16 protein-coding genes are annotated in these 15,318 nt (G+C 66.1%); 6 read left to right on the top strand and 10 right to left on the bottom strand.

Features of this window, described 5'->3' with window-relative positions:
- Nucleotides 1-54: 54 nt before the first annotated feature.
- Genes ACTJI5_RS07785 through ACTJI5_RS07770 form a run of 4 tightly spaced genes read right to left on the bottom strand, consistent with a single transcriptional unit; the run spans nt 55 to nt 3,924 of the window.
- Nucleotides 55-1,095, bottom strand: a complete 1,041-nt coding sequence (locus ACTJI5_RS07785; RefSeq protein WP_440859891.1) for an aminoglycoside phosphotransferase family protein — start codon at nt 1,093-1,095, stop codon at nt 55-57.
- Nucleotides 1,092-2,180 carry a hypothetical protein gene (locus ACTJI5_RS07780; RefSeq protein WP_440859890.1) on the bottom strand — a complete coding sequence of 363 codons (1,089 nt, stop codon included), beginning with the start codon at nt 2,178-2,180 and terminating at the stop codon, nt 1,092-1,094. The genes ACTJI5_RS07785 and ACTJI5_RS07780 overlap by 4 nt, the downstream gene beginning before the upstream one ends.
- Before the next feature lie 56 nt (nt 2,181-2,236).
- Entirely contained in the window at nt 2,237-3,085 is an 849-nt protein-coding gene (locus ACTJI5_RS07775) for a metallophosphoesterase family protein (protein ID WP_440859889.1), read from the bottom strand.
- On the bottom strand, nt 3,082-3,924 hold the full coding sequence (locus tag ACTJI5_RS07770; RefSeq protein ID WP_440859888.1) for a diacylglycerol/lipid kinase family protein: 843 nt from the start codon (nt 3,922-3,924) through the stop codon (nt 3,082-3,084). The genes ACTJI5_RS07775 and ACTJI5_RS07770 overlap by 4 nt, the downstream gene beginning before the upstream one ends.
- 227 nt (nt 3,925-4,151) lie before the next feature.
- Between ACTJI5_RS07770 and ACTJI5_RS07765 the strand changes: the two genes are divergently transcribed.
- The 3 genes from ACTJI5_RS07765 to ACTJI5_RS07755 are packed head-to-tail and all read left to right on the top strand — an operon-like array spanning nt 4,152 to nt 6,630.
- Nucleotides 4,152-5,078 (top strand): alpha/beta hydrolase, encoded by a 927-nt coding sequence (locus ACTJI5_RS07765; protein WP_440859887.1) that lies wholly within the window; start codon nt 4,152-4,154, stop codon nt 5,076-5,078.
- Nucleotides 5,075-5,869: a nucleotidyltransferase family protein gene (locus ACTJI5_RS07760; RefSeq protein ID WP_440859886.1), complete on the top strand. Its 795-nt coding sequence runs from the start codon at nt 5,075-5,077 to the stop codon at nt 5,867-5,869. The genes ACTJI5_RS07765 and ACTJI5_RS07760 overlap by 4 nt, the downstream gene beginning before the upstream one ends.
- The gene (locus ACTJI5_RS07755) at nt 5,866-6,630 is read left to right on the top strand and encodes a sugar phosphate nucleotidyltransferase (protein WP_037517822.1); all 765 of its coding nucleotides are present in this window, start codon (nt 5,866-5,868) and stop codon (nt 6,628-6,630) included. Before ACTJI5_RS07760 ends, ACTJI5_RS07755 begins: the two co-directional genes overlap by 4 nt.
- Here the strand turns inward: ACTJI5_RS07755 and ACTJI5_RS07750 are convergent.
- Genes ACTJI5_RS07750 through ACTJI5_RS07730 form a run of 5 tightly spaced genes read right to left on the bottom strand, consistent with a single transcriptional unit; the run spans nt 6,618 to nt 11,462 of the window.
- Entirely contained in the window at nt 6,618-7,046 is a 429-nt protein-coding gene (locus ACTJI5_RS07750; protein ID WP_058536930.1) for an HIT family protein, read from the bottom strand. The genes ACTJI5_RS07755 and ACTJI5_RS07750 overlap by 13 nt on opposite strands.
- Entirely contained in the window at nt 7,043-8,056 is a 1,014-nt protein-coding gene (locus ACTJI5_RS07745) for a CDP-alcohol phosphatidyltransferase family protein (RefSeq protein WP_440860089.1), read from the bottom strand. Before ACTJI5_RS07745 ends, ACTJI5_RS07750 begins: the two co-directional genes overlap by 4 nt.
- A 47-nt stretch (nt 8,057-8,103) precedes the next feature.
- Complete coding sequence (locus ACTJI5_RS07740; RefSeq protein WP_440859885.1) at nt 8,104-9,180, bottom strand: glycosyl transferase; 1,077 nt, start codon at nt 9,178-9,180, stop codon at nt 8,104-8,106.
- 45 nt (nt 9,181-9,225) lie between these two features.
- Nucleotides 9,226-9,921 (bottom strand): HAD-IB family phosphatase, encoded by a 696-nt coding sequence (locus ACTJI5_RS07735; RefSeq protein ID WP_440859884.1) that lies wholly within the window; start codon nt 9,919-9,921, stop codon nt 9,226-9,228.
- Entirely contained in the window at nt 9,918-11,462 is a 1,545-nt protein-coding gene (locus tag ACTJI5_RS07730; protein WP_440859883.1) for a lipopolysaccharide biosynthesis protein, read from the bottom strand. Before ACTJI5_RS07730 ends, ACTJI5_RS07735 begins: the two co-directional genes overlap by 4 nt.
- A gap of 128 nt (nt 11,463-11,590) precedes the next feature.
- Here ACTJI5_RS07730 and ACTJI5_RS07725 point away from each other — a divergent pair, with 128 nt between their 5' ends.
- Genes ACTJI5_RS07725 through zapE form a run of 3 tightly spaced genes read left to right on the top strand, consistent with a single transcriptional unit; the run spans nt 11,591 to nt 13,985 of the window.
- Nucleotides 11,591-12,373 (top strand): succinate dehydrogenase iron-sulfur subunit, encoded by a 783-nt coding sequence (locus tag ACTJI5_RS07725; protein ID WP_248456734.1) that lies wholly within the window; start codon nt 11,591-11,593, stop codon nt 12,371-12,373.
- Entirely contained in the window at nt 12,370-12,861 is a 492-nt protein-coding gene (locus ACTJI5_RS07720; RefSeq protein WP_439513386.1) for a PaaI family thioesterase, read from the top strand. Before ACTJI5_RS07725 ends, ACTJI5_RS07720 begins: the two co-directional genes overlap by 4 nt.
- A complete protein-coding gene (zapE, locus tag ACTJI5_RS07715; protein WP_440859882.1) occupies nt 12,858-13,985 on the top strand; it encodes a cell division protein ZapE in 1,128 nt (375 codons plus the stop codon). The genes ACTJI5_RS07720 and zapE overlap by 4 nt, the downstream gene beginning before the upstream one ends.
- Here zapE and ACTJI5_RS07710 read toward each other — a convergent pair.
- Nucleotides 13,982-15,025 carry a polysaccharide deacetylase family protein gene (locus ACTJI5_RS07710; RefSeq protein ID WP_058536924.1) on the bottom strand — a complete coding sequence of 348 codons (1,044 nt, stop codon included), beginning with the start codon at nt 15,023-15,025 and terminating at the stop codon, nt 13,982-13,984. The genes zapE and ACTJI5_RS07710 overlap by 4 nt on opposite strands.
- Nucleotides 15,026-15,318 lie beyond the last annotated feature (293 nt).

The following is a 15,318-nucleotide window of genomic DNA, read 5'->3' as shown; positions in this document are numbered from 1 at the left end:
CAAGTCCGGGATGACGATGAAAGACAGGTCAGAACCGGTCGGTTCTTGGTATTGCTATAACAGGTCGAGGCTCCCCAGCGCCAGCGCCTGCCGTGCGGGCCGTTCGGCCATCACCGCGAACATCTCGTCGCCGCGCGCGGTGCGTTCGACACTCATCGAGGCGAAGACCGCCATGAAATAGCCGCTCAGGGCCCCGACGCGGTAGTCGGTCCACAGCGCTGCGGCATCGGGCTTGACGCCCGCGGCGGTCAATGCCGCGATCCAATGGTCGAATGCCGGCCGGTCGGCCGCCGCGCGCTCGACCGGGTCGGCGATGCTGGTGCCGACCAGATAGGCGAGGTCGGCGGCGCCGCTGCCGCGCCCCAGCGTCTGCCAGTCGACGATCCAGCAGGCTTCGCCGTCCGGCGCGAAGAGGATATTGTCGACGCGCAGGTCGCCATGGACGATCGTCCGGACCGAAGGCTCGCGCGCCAGATAGGCGTCGAGTTTCGTAACGAGCCCGGCGCCGAGATCGAGCACCTCGGGCGCGAGCCTTTCCGCATAACGTTCGCGAAAGCCGGCATAGAGCTGGGGGAACAGCGTGCGGATCAGCCCCGCATTGTCGCGTGCAAGCGAGGGCATCTGCGCGAGCCGGGCGTCGTTCCACAAATAGGCGTGAAGTTTTGCCGCGGCTTCGATGCAGGGGATCAGCCCGGAGAGGCCGAGACCGGCAAGCTGGTCGCCCGCCTGCGCCGGAGCGAGGTCAGACAGGATCAGGACGAAGTCGACATCATCGTCGGCAATATCGCAATAATGGCATATCGGCGCGGGAACCCCGCTGGCGGCGGCAAGCTCGCGATACCAGCTGATTTCCTTGACATAGGTGCCGGTGAGCTTGGCGATATTGCGGCTCGCCTCGTCATGGCTGGGGCATTTGGCGATCACCGTTGCGGGGGCGTCGACGCCCGCGTCCCAGTCGAGCGTCAGGCGATAGCTGTCGCACATCTGCCCGGTGCCGACCTTGGCCGCGACGAAACCCTTCAGCTTTTCCGGATGCCCGAGCACCGCGCTGAGCCACGTCGGCTGCATCGCCTCGGGCGAGGTCGGAAAACTCACGGCGCGGGGTCCATCAGACCGGTGAGGCCGGTCGGGGCGTGCGGGCCGACGAACAATTGTTCGAGCACCCCGATACCGCCCTCGCTGCGGTCGCCGTCGGCGAGGTCGGCGCGGATGAGCGCCTGCACATGCATCGCGAGCGGATTGCCCCACATCCGTTCGGCCTCGGACAGGCTGTCGTGCGACACCTCGAGGTCGCCATGGTCGAAACCATGGCCCCAGACGGGGTGCGTGTAGCCGAGCCCGCTCATCGCGAACACCGGCCCGCTCGGGGTCAGCGTCAGGCGCGTCTTGCCATCGAAATCGGCGGTCAGCCTGCTCAGGCGCCGCGTGCCCGGCTGCCATTCGGCGGCAAAAGCGGGGTCGGCATAATGGCGCTCGCCGCCGTTCGCGCCGACCAGCACCGCGCGGCGGTTCCATGGGCTCCCCTCGCCATCGTCGTTGCTGTGAAAGAAGAGCGAGCGACCCTCGAAATTGCACGGCGTCCACAGCCAGAAGAATTGGTGGAAATTGCCCTGCGGCGGCGGTTGCGGCTCGGCCGCGCCGACGGGGCGGATACCCCAGCTGCGGTCGCGCGTTCCGGCCCAGTCGGCCCCGACATCGACGCGCGCACCATCGACCGAGAGCCATCCCGACCAATGGCCGTTTTGCGTCATGCGCGTATAGTCCATGAACAGGCGGGTGCCGTTGCGGCGGGTGAAGCGCGGTTCCTCGATCGGGAAATGGCGCGCAGTGAACCGCAGCTCGGCGGCGAGCGGGCCATCGTTGGCGACGATACGCAGCGTCAGCGTTTCGAGCGGTGCGTCGATGTTGATCGCGATCGGCCCCACCGACAGGTCGAGCCGTTCGCCGCCTGAGCGTCGGCTTGCGCGCAGATTATGCTGCACGCCACCCGCCAACACGCAAAAGGCCGCATCGACGATGCCCAACTGCGGATAGAAACCCATCGCCGCGGCGAAGAAGACCGACCCGTCGGGCGAATAGCCGTTGAAGAAATAGCGATCATAGAAATTGCGGTCGGTGCCCGCGAAGGCAATCGGCTCGGCGCTCTGGTGCAGCGGGAAATCGTCGCCCTTTGTCAGCATCGTCTCTCATCCCATTTTGCGTTTTTTCTTGCAACGTAACGGGATACGGCGGCGCGTCAATGCACCGGCGGATCGACCGGCGGCACGGCGTCGATCGGTGCTACGGGTTCACCGGGCGCGCGCGGCGGCAATGCGTCAGGCGGCACGTCGTCGATCTGCATGTCGAAGGTCGGAACCGCCTCGACGTTGCGAACGCGGACCGCGATGTCGCCGTCCTTGATCCGCAGCTCGTTGAAGCTCGGCGGGGTCGAGCGAATACGCTGCGACAGCGTTCCCGCGCCGATCATGCGGATCGGTCCGGATGCGGTTTGCGCTACGAGGTCGAAGGCGTCGTGGACATGGCCGGTGAGCACTGCCGCGACGCCGCGCTTGGCCAGTTCGCGCAGCGCCCGCTCGCCGCCACGGGTCAGCGCGCGCCCCTTCGTGCCGGCTTCGACCAACGGGTGGTGCGCGGTGACGAGCACCGTTGAGCCGCGCGGCAGCGCATCGATTGCAGCGAGCGTCTTCTCCAGCGCCCGCGCCGTCACCCAGCCCTTTGACCAGTCGAGCCGCCATTGCGCGCGCGCGGTCGTCTTGAGCGGCACCACCGCGACGCCCGCCAGATCGAGCTCGCGTTCGACAAGCCGCTCGATCCCGCGAATGCGGCGATAGGGGTCGAAGAAGCGTTCGAAGGGGTTGAAATAGGGCAGGTCATGGTTGCCGACCTCGACCGTCACCGGCACGTCGAGCGCACCGACCCAGTCGCACGCCGCGGCAAATTCATGGCTGCGCGCGCGCATCGTGAGGTCGCCGGTGATCAGCACCGCATCGGGCTGCTCGCGGCGCACGCAATCGGTAAACCAGGCGAGCGCGGTGCGGTCCTCCAGCCCGAAATGCAGGTCGCTGATGTGGAACAGCCGCGTCATGGCGTGGCGGGCGCCGTGGCGAGAAATGCGAGCGGGCTGGCCTCGAGGCGATAGGTTGCGCCCGACGGCAATTCGGCGGGCTCGCCGTCGAGGAGCAGGCCGATCGATCCCTTGCTTTCGATGACCACCGCGCGGCGTTCGGACAGGTCGACGCTCGGCCCTTCGCGAAAATCGCCGCCGAGCCAGGCGATCCCGTGGCTCAGGATCGACCCGGCGCTGTCGGTGATCAGCCCCTCGGCGAGGATGCGGTCGGGCTTTGGCGTCAGGTTGATCGCCTGGAAAGATTCGTCCGAGCCGCGGATGCGCACGCCGTCGCCGTAAAGCGTCGCATCGATTGCTTCGGGAATGGTTTCGGCGAGGCCGCTGAGGCTGAGCGAGCGGAATTGCTCGCGAACCTCGGCCCATGCCGTCGTCGGCCCGGCGATGACACCGATATAGGCGCGCCCGGCGTCGCAGAGGATCGTCGGCGGATGGACGCTCTGCGCCTTGCCCGCGAGCGCGTCGTGCAAGATGTCCTCGGGGCTGCGATCGCCGTGCAGCGTCTTGTGGAACAGGTTGAGCGTCCCGCCGGGAAGCGGGAGCATCGCGCCGCGCCATGTTTCGAGCCGGCCCGCGGCGGCGTTGAGCGTGCCGTCGCCGCTGAGGACCAGCAGCAGGTCGATGCCGTCGCCCTCGAGCGTGGCGGCCGACGGGAGGTCGGCGTCGGGAAGAATGATCGTGCGGACGAGCGGCGCGCCCGCCGCATGGCATATCTCGGTCAAACGGCCGACGAGTGCTTCGTCGGAGCTGCCGCTGCGCAGGTTGCAGATAAGGGCGGGGCGGTTAAAGCTGCTGGTCATCGCCCTGTCCTACGCGCGAACGCGGAAAAGGTGGCGACCAATCATTTCTCGTCACCCCGGACTTGATCCGGGGTCCATCCCCGCCGGCGTTGGCCTTTGGATCCCGGATCAAGTCCGGGATGACGAAGATGATGGACATCCCGAAGGGCAGGGGAGCCACCTTGTCCCGATCCTCGCCGCCCTGTAGGGCGCGAAAGATGGCGGGGCCGGTTTCCAAAGGACGACGGTTGATCAAATTCCTATTCGTGGTGCTGCTGCTCGTGCTGTTGTTCGGCGGCGGCGCCAAGATGATCGTCGCGGGCGGCGCGAAATCGCTCAACATGGCCGATCGGCTGCTCGGGCAGGGCGACGGCGCGCGGCTGCTGCTTGCCGATCAGCCCTATGGTCGCGGTCCGCGCCAGTCGCTCGACATCTGGGTTCCCGAAAATGCCAAGGCGGACGACCGGCTGCCCGTCGTCGTCTTCTTTTATGGCGGCGGCTGGGAAAGCGGTGAGCGGGGCAGCTATGGTTTCGCCGGGCGCGCGCTCGCGCGGCAGGGCTTTGTCGTGGTGATCCCCGACTATCGGCTCGTGCCCAAAGCCTATTGGCCCGACTTTATCGAGGACAGTGCGGCGGCGGTCGCATGGACGCACGAGCATATCGCAAAGCTTGGCGGCGATCCCGACCGGATCGCGCTGATGGGCCATTCGGCGGGCGCCTATAACGCCGCGATGCTCGCGCTCGACCCGCAATGGCTGCATGCGGTGAAGAGCGATCCGTCGATCATCCGCGGCGTCGCGGGGCTTGCCGGCCCCTATGACTTCTTGCCCATCGAAAAAGGGGGGCGCGGGGACAAGGCGATGGGCAAGGTCAAGCCGATCGAGAAAACCCAGCCGATCCATTTCGCGCGCGGCGACGCGCCGCCCTTGTGGCTCGCGACCGGCGACGAGGATGACACGGTGCGGCCGCGCAACAGCCAGAACCTCGCCGCCGCGATCGAGAAGGCGGGCGGCCCGGTGACGCTCCGCGTCTACCCCGGCATGGGGCATAGCGGCATCGTGATGGCGCTCGCCGCGCCGTTCCAGAACAAGGGGCCGGTGCTGGAGGAAGCGACCGATTTCCTGCGCGGCGTGACCGGCCGCCGCATTGCGCCCGCGTCGGAAGCGACGCAGTGAACGCCCCGATCCCGGCGATTGTCCTCGCGGGCAGCCGGCCCGGTCCCGATTCGCTGTTGACCGGCAGCGGGGTGTCGACCAAGGCGCTGCTGCCGATCGCGGGGCAGGCGATGCTCGTCCATGTGGTGAAGGCGCTGCGCGCTTCGCCTGAAGTCGGCGCAATCACGATCCTCGCACAGAAGAGTGCCGAGCTGGCGGCCGAGCCGGGGCTCGCTGGGCTTGCCGACCTGCATTTTGCCGATTCGGGGCAGGGCATCAGCAGTTCGCTCGCCGCGGCGCTGCCGCCGGGCGACGATCCGCTGCTCGTCACCACTGCCGACAATGTACTGCTGACCCCGACTATGATCGCTGAATTCCTGCGCGGCGCCGAGGACAGCGACGTCGCGGTCGCGATGGTCGAGCGCGACACGCTGCTCGCGCGCTATCCGCAGTCGAAGCGTACCTGGCTGAAGTTCCGCGGCGGCTGGTGGTCGGGGGCGAACATGTTCCGCCTGCGCGGGCGTCGCGTGCTGCCCTTGCTCGATTTCTGGGGCCGCATCGAACGCGACCGCAAGAAGGGGCTCAAGATCATCGCGGCGTTTGGCCCGTGGCTGCTGATCGGCGCGCTGCTTCGCCTCTTCACGATCCAGCAGGGCGTTGCGCGCGCGGGCCTCCGTTTCGGCCTCAACGCGAAGGTCGTGCCGATGCCCGAGCCCGAGGCGTGCATCGATGCCGACAAGCCCGCCGACATCGAGTTGATCGAAGCGATATTTGCCGCGCGACGCCAAGGCGCTATAGGGCAGCCCCTATGACCATCGACAAAGCCATCATCCTGTCGGCCGGACAGGGTTCGCGCCTGCTGCCGCTGACCCGCGACATTCCCAAATGCCTGATCGAGTTCAACGGCCGCAGCCTCATCAGCTGGCAGGTCGCGGCGCTCGTCGCGAACGGCATCAAGGACATCGTCGTCGTCACGGGCTTTCGCACTGAACGCGTTGAGGATCATGCGCTCCAGCTCTATCGCGACACCGGCGCGCGCATCCGGACGCTGTTCAATCCCTTCTTTCAGGTCGCCGACAACCTTGGCACCTGCTGGATCGCGCGCGAGGAGATGGACCGCGATTTCATCATCCTCAACGGCGACACCATCATCTCGGACGAGATTGTCGCAAAGCTGATCGCGGGCGCAAACGAGCCGATCAATGTCACCGTCGACGTCAAGGCTGACTATGACGACGACGATATGAAGGTGAACCGCGACGCCGAAGGCCGCCTGCATCACATCGGCAAGCGGCTGCTGCCCCCCGACACCAATGCGGAGTCGATCGGCATGCTGGCGTTCGTCGGCGACGGCCCGTCGATCTTCCGCAACCAGGTCGACCAGATGATGCGCACCCCCGACGGGGTCGAGCGCTGGTATCTGCGCGCGATCGACATCATCGCCAAGGGCAACCGCGTCGGCACCGTGTCGATCGAAGGGCTCGAATGGCAGGAAGTCGACTTCCCGCAGGACGTCGAAGCCGCCGATGCGCTTACCGCGAAATGGGCCGAAGAAGGCCGCTACGCGAAATAGGGTTTGAGCCAGCCGGCGAGCGCGGCGACCTCTGCGTCGCCCAGCTTCACCGCTTGCCCAAGGTCGGGCTGCGCCGGCCAGCCCGCGTCGGCAATTGTCAGCCCCGCGCCCGAGCGTTCGCCCTCATAACGCGGCAGCACGTGGAAATGGACGTGCGGGTCGACCATCATCAGCATCAGATAGTTGATCTTCGCATAGCCGACCGCTTGGCCCAGCGCGGCCTCGATCGCGGCGGTCGCGGTCTTGAGTTCGGCATGCGCTTCGGCCGGCAAGTCGCCGAACGCTGTCGCATCCGACTTTGCCGCGAGTATCAGCGCGCCGAGCGTCGGCTGCGCGGGGCGCAGCAACACGACCCAATGATCATATTCGGCAATCAGCGTCGCGGGATGGCCGAATTTGGCGATCGTGTCGTTCATGGCTGTGCTTCTTCCATCCAGCTGACGATCGGCCGGCCCGAACGCTTGACGGCATAAGCTTGCACCAGCCGCACCGCATGGACGACCAGCGATATGACGGTCCACCAGGCGAGCACGATCAGCCCGATGTCGGGGCGCCCCGCGAGCGTCGCGAAAAAGAGGATCGCGAAGTTCGGGTTACGGCGCGCGGTGATCAGGCGGAAATCGCTGTCGAACTTTTGCCAGACATGGATGTCCATGCCGAAGTCCTTGATGAACATCCCTTCGATCACGCGCTGGAGCACATAGCCCGCGACGACCGCGACCATGACCAGTAGGAAAGTCTGGTTCGACAGCGCAAGGCCCCATGTCCCAAGCCCGACGCCCCAGAAATACCACCAGAAGGGCGGGTGGATCAGGTCGACGCCATGGTCGGCGACATTGCCCCATTTCGACGATGTGATCGTGCAGCGTGCAAGCTTGCCGTCGACGGTGTCGAGCACCATGAAGATGAAACCCGCGAGCATGCCTTGCCAGTAGTGGCCGTAGGCGAACAAATAGGTCGCATAGACGCAGAGCGCGGCGCCGATCGCGGTGACCATGTTCGGGGTCATGCCGACGCTCGCGGCGCCGCGCGTCAGCCACAATGCGAGCTCGGGCCACAGATATTTGGTCAGCGCATCGGTGACGCCCTTATACGCACCGAAATAGCTCTTCCGCTCGATCTCGCGCCGCGTTTCGGGGGTCAGCTCCCTGACGAAGGGCTGTTCGAGCTTGCGAAGCTGGCGATTATAGAGCTTGCGCCCGTCCGACAGGTCGATGACCGTCGCGGCCATCGGGTCGCTGCCGGCCGGGACCTGTCCGATCACGGGGTCGCCGCCCCAAGCGAACACCGTGCCCGGCTGTTCGATCACCCAGCGCAGCAGCATCGGGTCGAAGACATAGGCGAGGTTGAAGACCAGTTCGTGGCCCGGCGCGACCGGCTTGCCGTCCTTTTCCGCCATGCGGCGGCAGCGCTCGGCGTTGGTCATGCCCCAGATCGGGGTGCTGTTTTCGCCGAGCAGGCGGATCGGCGCGCTCACCGCGGTGCCCTCGCGAAATCGAGGATGATATCGGCCTGCCGTATCGAGGCGGGGATCGGGAACTGGTCGATGGAATCGTGCATGGCGGCTTCCTGAGCATCAACAAAGGTCGGTTGCAAGTCCGCAGCCCGGTCCAGCGCGGCGGGAAGGTCGGCGATATCTTCGATGACCTGACCCAGATGCCAGTGCGCGAACGCCGGATCGTCGCGCCACGCTAACCGGTCGAGGTTCAGGAAAATGCACGGACGCGGGCGCAGCAGGAACTCGTAAACCTGGCTCGACACGTCGCCCAGATAGACATCGGAGCTCATCGTATAGCTCATGTCGATCGAATGGTGGCTGCCCATATCGACCCGGATATGCGCCGCGGTGGTCGTGATCGGGGACACGCGCTGCGCCAGTTTCGTATGCGGCGCGATGATGACGTTCCACCCCTCGAGTGCCTCAAGCGCGGCGAGCACTTCGGGGCCGTGCGCCGGCCACGACGACAGCTTCGCGTCGAAATGCGGATTGTAAAACAGGGTCGGCCGGTCATTATCGAAATAGCGCTGCCGCTCCGCGCATATTTCGAACTTGGCATATCCGCCCACCAAGACATTGCCGGGTTCGGACAGCTTGTGTTCGATCATGCGCCGCCGGTCCTTTTCGCCCGCGACGAGGGTCAGGTCGATCAGCGCATGCCGCCCCCGATAACCGCCCGCGCGGTCGCCCGCGCCATGCTTGATTACGACGATGCGTGATGAAAAGCCGGGAATGCGTTTTAGCCACGCGCTCGAAATCTCGGTCGTGACCAGCAGGGGAAAGCGCCGGATCGCTGGATAGTTGAGCAGCAAGGTCGCGAGCCGCGAGGGCTGGCGGAACAGCGTATCGGGACCAAAGGGCGGGCGGCGCAGTAGCACTGGTTCGAACAGGCCATCGGGATCATAGCTGAGTATGAGATCGAGAATCTGGCGTGACGGCGACAAGATCGAAACCCTTACATCGTCGCGCTTCGCGAGTTCGAGCGCCGCCGGCAGCCAATGATAAAGCTGTTGTGCTTCGGCAAGGGCAAGGAAGGCGATAGGGGTCGGCAAGCTGTGCTCCGGTTGCGAGGAACTGGCGAAGGGGGCCGGGCGCATTCAACCGGGCCCGATCTCGAAATCCAGCGTCCGCCAGCCCTGCTGTGCGGCAAGACGGACCAGCTTGCGGCTGCGTCCGATCAGCCAGGATTCATGCGCCAGCGCAAAGGTCGGTGCGTCGCTCGGGTGGTCGGAATAAGCGCGGATATGCACCGCGCCGTCGGCTGCGTTCGCGTCAAGCCACTCGGTCACCCGGCGCGCTTTTTCGGCGCCATAGCAATTTCCGCCGTCGAGCAGCGGGAGCCAGCTGCCATCGGCGGCGCGCCGGTGTCGGGTCGCGACGATCGCGTCGAAACCCAGGGCTTCGGCGATCGCGCCGGCGTAGAATTCGGGCGCCGCTGTCGCCATCAGCAGGCGGTATCCCTCGGCGCGGTCGCGCGCGATGCACGCCTGCGCGCCGGGCGGCACGTCGCGCGATACGCGCCACGCCGCGAAATCGGCGGCGAGCTTATCGGCGCGGGCGGGGGCGATGCTGGCGCCGAGCATCAGGCGAATCGCGGCGGGCTTGAACCGGTCGCGGCCATAGAGGCGCAGCGCATAGCCGATCATCAGCGCTGCGAGCGCCGGAAGCAACAGCACACGCCACCGCGCCTCGCGCCACGCCGCCCACAGCAGGAACAGCGTGAAGGTCGGTCTGCGCAGCACGGTGCGGTCGAGGTCGTAGATCGCGACGCGGATGGGCAGCTCCTCGCTCATCGCTCTGTGGGTCCGATCAGGCGTAATTTACGCGCCGTCTTGCCGAGCGAGGCGCGGTCGGCGAGCGGCAGGGCGAAGCGCAGCGCAAGCCAGATAGCGGCGACGGCGATGAGCGCGAGCAGCGGCAGCGAGATCGGGTCGGGCAAAAGGTCGGCGAGCACCGCCGCCACGCCTGCCACCACGGTGATCGCGATCCCGCGCAACGCTACCGGCAGGAATTGGGCGTCGAAGGGATGAAGCTTTTCGACGATCGCGAGCTGGAGCGTCGGGATGGCGGCCATCGAGACAAGGCCGATCGCGGTCGCGAGCGTTACGCCGGTCAGCGGATCGAGGTGCCCCACGATCAGCCATCCGGCACCCACCGCGAGGGCAACCCCGAAGATGCTGGCGGTAAGCTGTTGGCGGAAAGCGGCGACGACTTGAAGCACCGGCGCCGAAATACCGAGCACCGCTTCGGCGGCGCGCGCGAACAGCAGGATGACAAGTGCGGCTTGTGCCGCCTGCGCCTGATGCCCGAACAGTCCGAGCAACGACGCGCTCCCCGCGGCGAGCACCGCGGCGAGCGGCAGCGCAATCGCCGAGATCAGCCGCGTCGCATAGGCATAGATGTCGGCGACCTGCCGCCGGTCCTCGCGCTCGGCGCTCGCGGCGAGCGGCGCCATTACGTACGTAAACGCGATGCGCACAAGCTGGACGACGCTCGACAATTTTCGCGCGATCGTGAACAGGCCCGCCGCCGCCGCGCCCGCTGCGCCGGGGAGCAGCATGTTGAGGATGAGTGCGGGCGCATCGCCGAACAGCCGGGCGATGATGTTCGACGGCAGGATCGAAAGCCCCGCCCAGAAAGTGTTGCGCGCCGTCTCGCTGGCCCACGGTCCGCGCCACAGATCGGCGAAACTATAGTGACGCGCGAGCAGACGCACGCTGAGCGCCGCGGTGATCGCGAGCGAGCAAAGGTGCGCAATGAACAGCCCCTTGAGGCCGAAGCCACCGGCGAAAAACAGCGCCGCGAACACCAGTCGCAACATCTGTTCCCACACGATCCGCAGCCGGATTTCGGCGCCGAACACCATGCGCGCGCGCAGCGCCGACGTCGCGATTTCGACAAAGGCCCACAGCGGTAGCGCCCAGACGAAGATGCGGATCGCGGGGGTGACGAGTTCGCGGTCCTTCGCAGCGACGTTGAGCAGCGAACCGAGATCGGCGGCAAAAAGGGCGACCAGCGCCGCGACGATGATGCAAGGCCCGACGCCGAAGATCATCGCGGTGCGCAGCGCCGCCGCCGCCTCGGCGTTGCTCGCCGATTGCGGGACGGTGCGCTGCATCGCGCTGGTCATGCCGAGGTCGAAGATATTTTCGAGCAGGTTCACCGCGGCCCAGAGCACGGCATAGAGACCATAGCCGGCGAGGCCGAACATCAGGACGTAAAGCGGCTGCGCGACGATCTCGACCACTGCGCCGAGGCGCGCCAGCACGGTCGTGCCAAGCCCGCGCGCGACGCTGCGGCTGGTTACGGCGGGTTTGGCGACGTCTTCGCTCATCCTTGCCGCACCTAGCGGCTCGTCCGCCGTGCCGCCAGCGGCTTTCGTGCGCGCATCCCGCTTCACCCCCTTGTCGACTCTTTCAATCGGGTCTAGGCAGCGCGCAATTGCATAGGGAACCCCGCGATATGGCCCAATTTGTCCTGCCCAAGAACAGCCGCCCGCAAAAGACGGGCAAGGTCCACAAGGCCGATGGCGCCGCGGCGGTGAAGAAATTCAAAGTCTATCGCTACGACCCCGATAGCGGCCAGAACCCGCGTTTCGACACGTTCGAGATCGACACCGAAAAATGCGGCCCGATGGTGCTCGACGCGCTCATCAAGATGAAGAGCGAGCAGGATTCGTCGCTGACCTTCCGCCGTTCGTGCCGTGAGGGCATTTGCGGCAGCTGTTCGATGAACATGAACGGCAAGAACGGCCTCGCCTGCACGACCGCGATCGAGGATCTGAAGGGCGACATCACGATCACCCCGCTGCCGGCGATGGACGTGATCAAGGATCTCGTCCCTGATTTCACCCATTTTTATGCGCAATATGCGTCGATCGAGCCGTGGCTCAAGACCAAGACGACGACGCCGAGCGGCAAGGAGCGGCTGCAGTCGCCCGCCGAACGCGAAAAGCTCGACGGGCTTTACGAGTGCATCCTGTGCGCCTGCTGCTCGACGAGCTGCCCGAGCTATTGGTGGAACAGCGACAAGTTCCTTGGCCCCGCGATCCTGCTCCAGGCGTATCGCTGGCTCGCCGACAGCCGTGACGAGATGACCGGCGAACGGCTCGACGAGCTCGAAGATCCGTTCCGCCTTTATCGCTGCCACACGATCATGAACTGCGCCAATGCCTGCCCCAAGGGGCTGAGCCCCGCGCGTGCGATCGCCGAGATCAAGAAGCTCGAGGCCGAGCGGCAGGTGTGAACGACGGGATCGAGGAACCGAAGCGCCGCGACCATTTCAGCGCCGAGGAACTGGACGGCGGCTGGCTGAGCTGGGACCTCAAGGACCCGACGCGCTTCAACAGCTTCATCGAACCGCTGACGGTGCGCGTCGAACCGCCGACGTCCGATGGCCGTCCGTGCGCACGGGTGCGCATGATCCCCGAACGCAAGCACAGCAACCTTGGCGATAACGTCCATGGCGCGGTGACGCTCGCGCTCGTCGACATTGCGCTCTTCGCGGCGTCGCACCAGTTCGGTTCGCTCAACGCGGGCCATTCGGTGACGCTCGACCTGTCGACGCAGTTCGTCGGTGCGGGCCGCATCGGCGAGCCGCTCGACGCCGTGGTCGAGCTGGTCCGCGAAACCGGCCGGCTGATCTTCCTGCGCGGCCTTGTCGTGCAGGGCGAGGGCGACAGCCATATCGTACTGACCTTCGCCGGGACGATCCGCAAGGCGAGCGCCAAGTGACCACCGTTCTTGCGGCCTATGACGCGCTTGTCGCGGCGGGGGAACTGCGCCCCGACCCCGAACAGCGCGCCGCTGCCGAGCGGCTGAACCAGTTGCAAGCCGAGCTCGAAGCCGTTCCCAAGCGCGGCAGCCTGCTCTGGCGCCTCGCGGGTCGCAAGCCTGAGGCGCTGCGGGGTGTCTATCTGTGGGGTGCCGTCGGGCGTGGCAAGTCGATGTTGATGGATCTTTTCTACGACCATCTCGCCATCCAGCGGAAGCGGCGCGTCCATTTTCATGCCTTCATGCTCGACGTCCATGCGCGGATGCGCGAGGTGCGCAAGAGCGAGAGCGGCGATCCGATCCCGCTCGTCGCCGATGCGCTCGCCGAAAATACGCGCTGCCTCGCGTTCGACGAAATGGTCGTGAACAACAGTGCCGATGCGATGATCCTCTCGCGCCTGTTTACCGCGCTGATCGACCGCGGGGTGACGATGGTAGCGACGTCGAACCGGCCGCCGAAGGACCTCTACAAGGACGGACTCAACCGCGAGCATTTCCTGCCCTTCATCGCGCTCGTCGAGGAACGGCTCGACGTGATGAGCCTCAACGGCCCGACCGATTATCGCCGCGACCGGCTGGGCGACGGTGCGCGCTGGTTCGTTCCCGCCGACGATGCCGCGAGCGCGGCGCTTTCGGCGGCTTTCTTCCGCCTCACCGACTATCCGCCCGAGGACCGCGCGCATGTCCCGACGCTCGAACTCGACGTCGGCGGCGGGCGGATGCTGCACGTGCCGAAGGCGCTGAAGGGCGTCGCGGTCTTTTCGTTCAAGCGCTTGTGCGGCGAGGCGCGCGGGGCCGCCGATTACCTCGCGGTCGCGCGGCATTTCCACAGCGTCATCATCGTCGGCATCCCGCGCATGGGGCCGGAGAACCGCAACGAGGCGGCGCGCTTCGTCACGCTGATCGACGCGCTCTACGAATATAAGGTCAAGCTGCTCGCGAGCGCGGCGGCGATGCCCGACCAGCTTTACATCGCAGGCGACGGGGCGTTTGAATTCGAGCGCACGGCGAGCCGCCTCGCCGAAATGCAGTCGGATGACTATCTCGCGCTAGGCCACGGGTCTGCCGAAGGCGCGATCGCCTAGGCGATCGCGAGGACCAGGCCGCTGGCAATCTTTCCCCAACGTGACGAATTGACCGTCACAGAAATGAGATCGCGGACGTAGCGCACCTCATGCGCCAGATGGCCGTACGCCTGCTCGATCGTGCGGCGCAGCGTCCGCAGCGGCTTGGGCGCGGCGACTGCGATCCGCGCCGGGCGCTCGGGCGGTCCGGGTAAAGTCGCGAATCCCCCGCTGGTCACGCGGGTGTCGTCCGCGACGGCGCGGCATAGCGCCTCCATCCGCGAAATCGCCAAGCCGTTCGGGACTTCGCGGTCGCGGCTCAGCAGTTCGAAACTGTGGCTGAAGGCCGAAAACTGGATCGCGCCGCTCGCCGCGCTGTGATCGAGCGCGTCGCGCATTTCCTCGTCGGACATCGCGCAAAGCTGCGCGGGGCGGAAACGGCTGGCGCGGTCCATCAGCCCGCTGACCGGCACTTCGCACACGCCATGATGGATGCGCATGCCGAGATTGCCGGGGTCGAGCGAGATGTCGCAGCCATGACCCTGGTACGCGCCGTTGAAACTGCTGTCGAAGCGGAAGCCCAGGGCAGCGAGCGCGCGCAGCGTGTCGTCGTTGGCGCCGAAATTTCCGGCACGGAACGCGGTCGGTTTCGGCGCGCCTGCCCCGACGAGGATGTCGCGCGCGAGCGCGATCAGCTTCTTCTGCGCCGAGAGCGGAAAATCGCCGATGTTGCGTCCGGTCAGGCGGCCGACCGGGTTGAAGCGCGCGAAGGCCAGCCATTCGGTGTGGATATGGACCTGCACCTCGTGCCCGCGTGCGACCACCGGCTGGACGATCGCGTCGACCACTTCGGGGCCGTAAACGAGCGCGGGCATCGGATCGATGAAGAACACGCCGGTCAGCCCGTGACGCTCGAGCATGTCCATCTGGAAATGGATGCCGAAATCGCCATCGCGGCAGCGGCCGAGGATCGAGCTTTCGAAATTGGCGCGCGCATCGGCGCCGCGCTGGTAAAGGCCGGCCGACAATTCGGTGTCGAAGCTGATGATTGCCCGGGTCATTGTTCCCGCGCGTAGCATGGCAGCGATAAGGGAGGGTTAACCGATTCCTACGCGATCGCCGCGACGACGGGGCGTGCGGCCGCTTCGCGCTTGTCACATCCCGCGCCTATTCCCATCCGGAGAGCGTTGCGCAAGGCGACTTATAGTTATTGCGAACTATTAGCAAAGAAAGCCTGTTTTTCGTCCTTTTCGCGGTTGTTTCGTTAAGGGAATCGGCGTAGGGGCGTCGCCAGTCTTGGGACCGGAGCGGAGCTTTAGCCCGTGCTCCCGCCGGTCTGTGAACCAATTGCCGG

It is taken from the genome of Sphingopyxis sp. 22461 (genome assembly GCF_052044915.1).
GTDB lineage: Bacteria > Pseudomonadota > Alphaproteobacteria > Sphingomonadales > Sphingomonadaceae > Sphingopyxis.
Note: the sequence above shows the minus strand (reverse complement) of the source record. Positions and strands in the feature narration are given on the sequence as shown.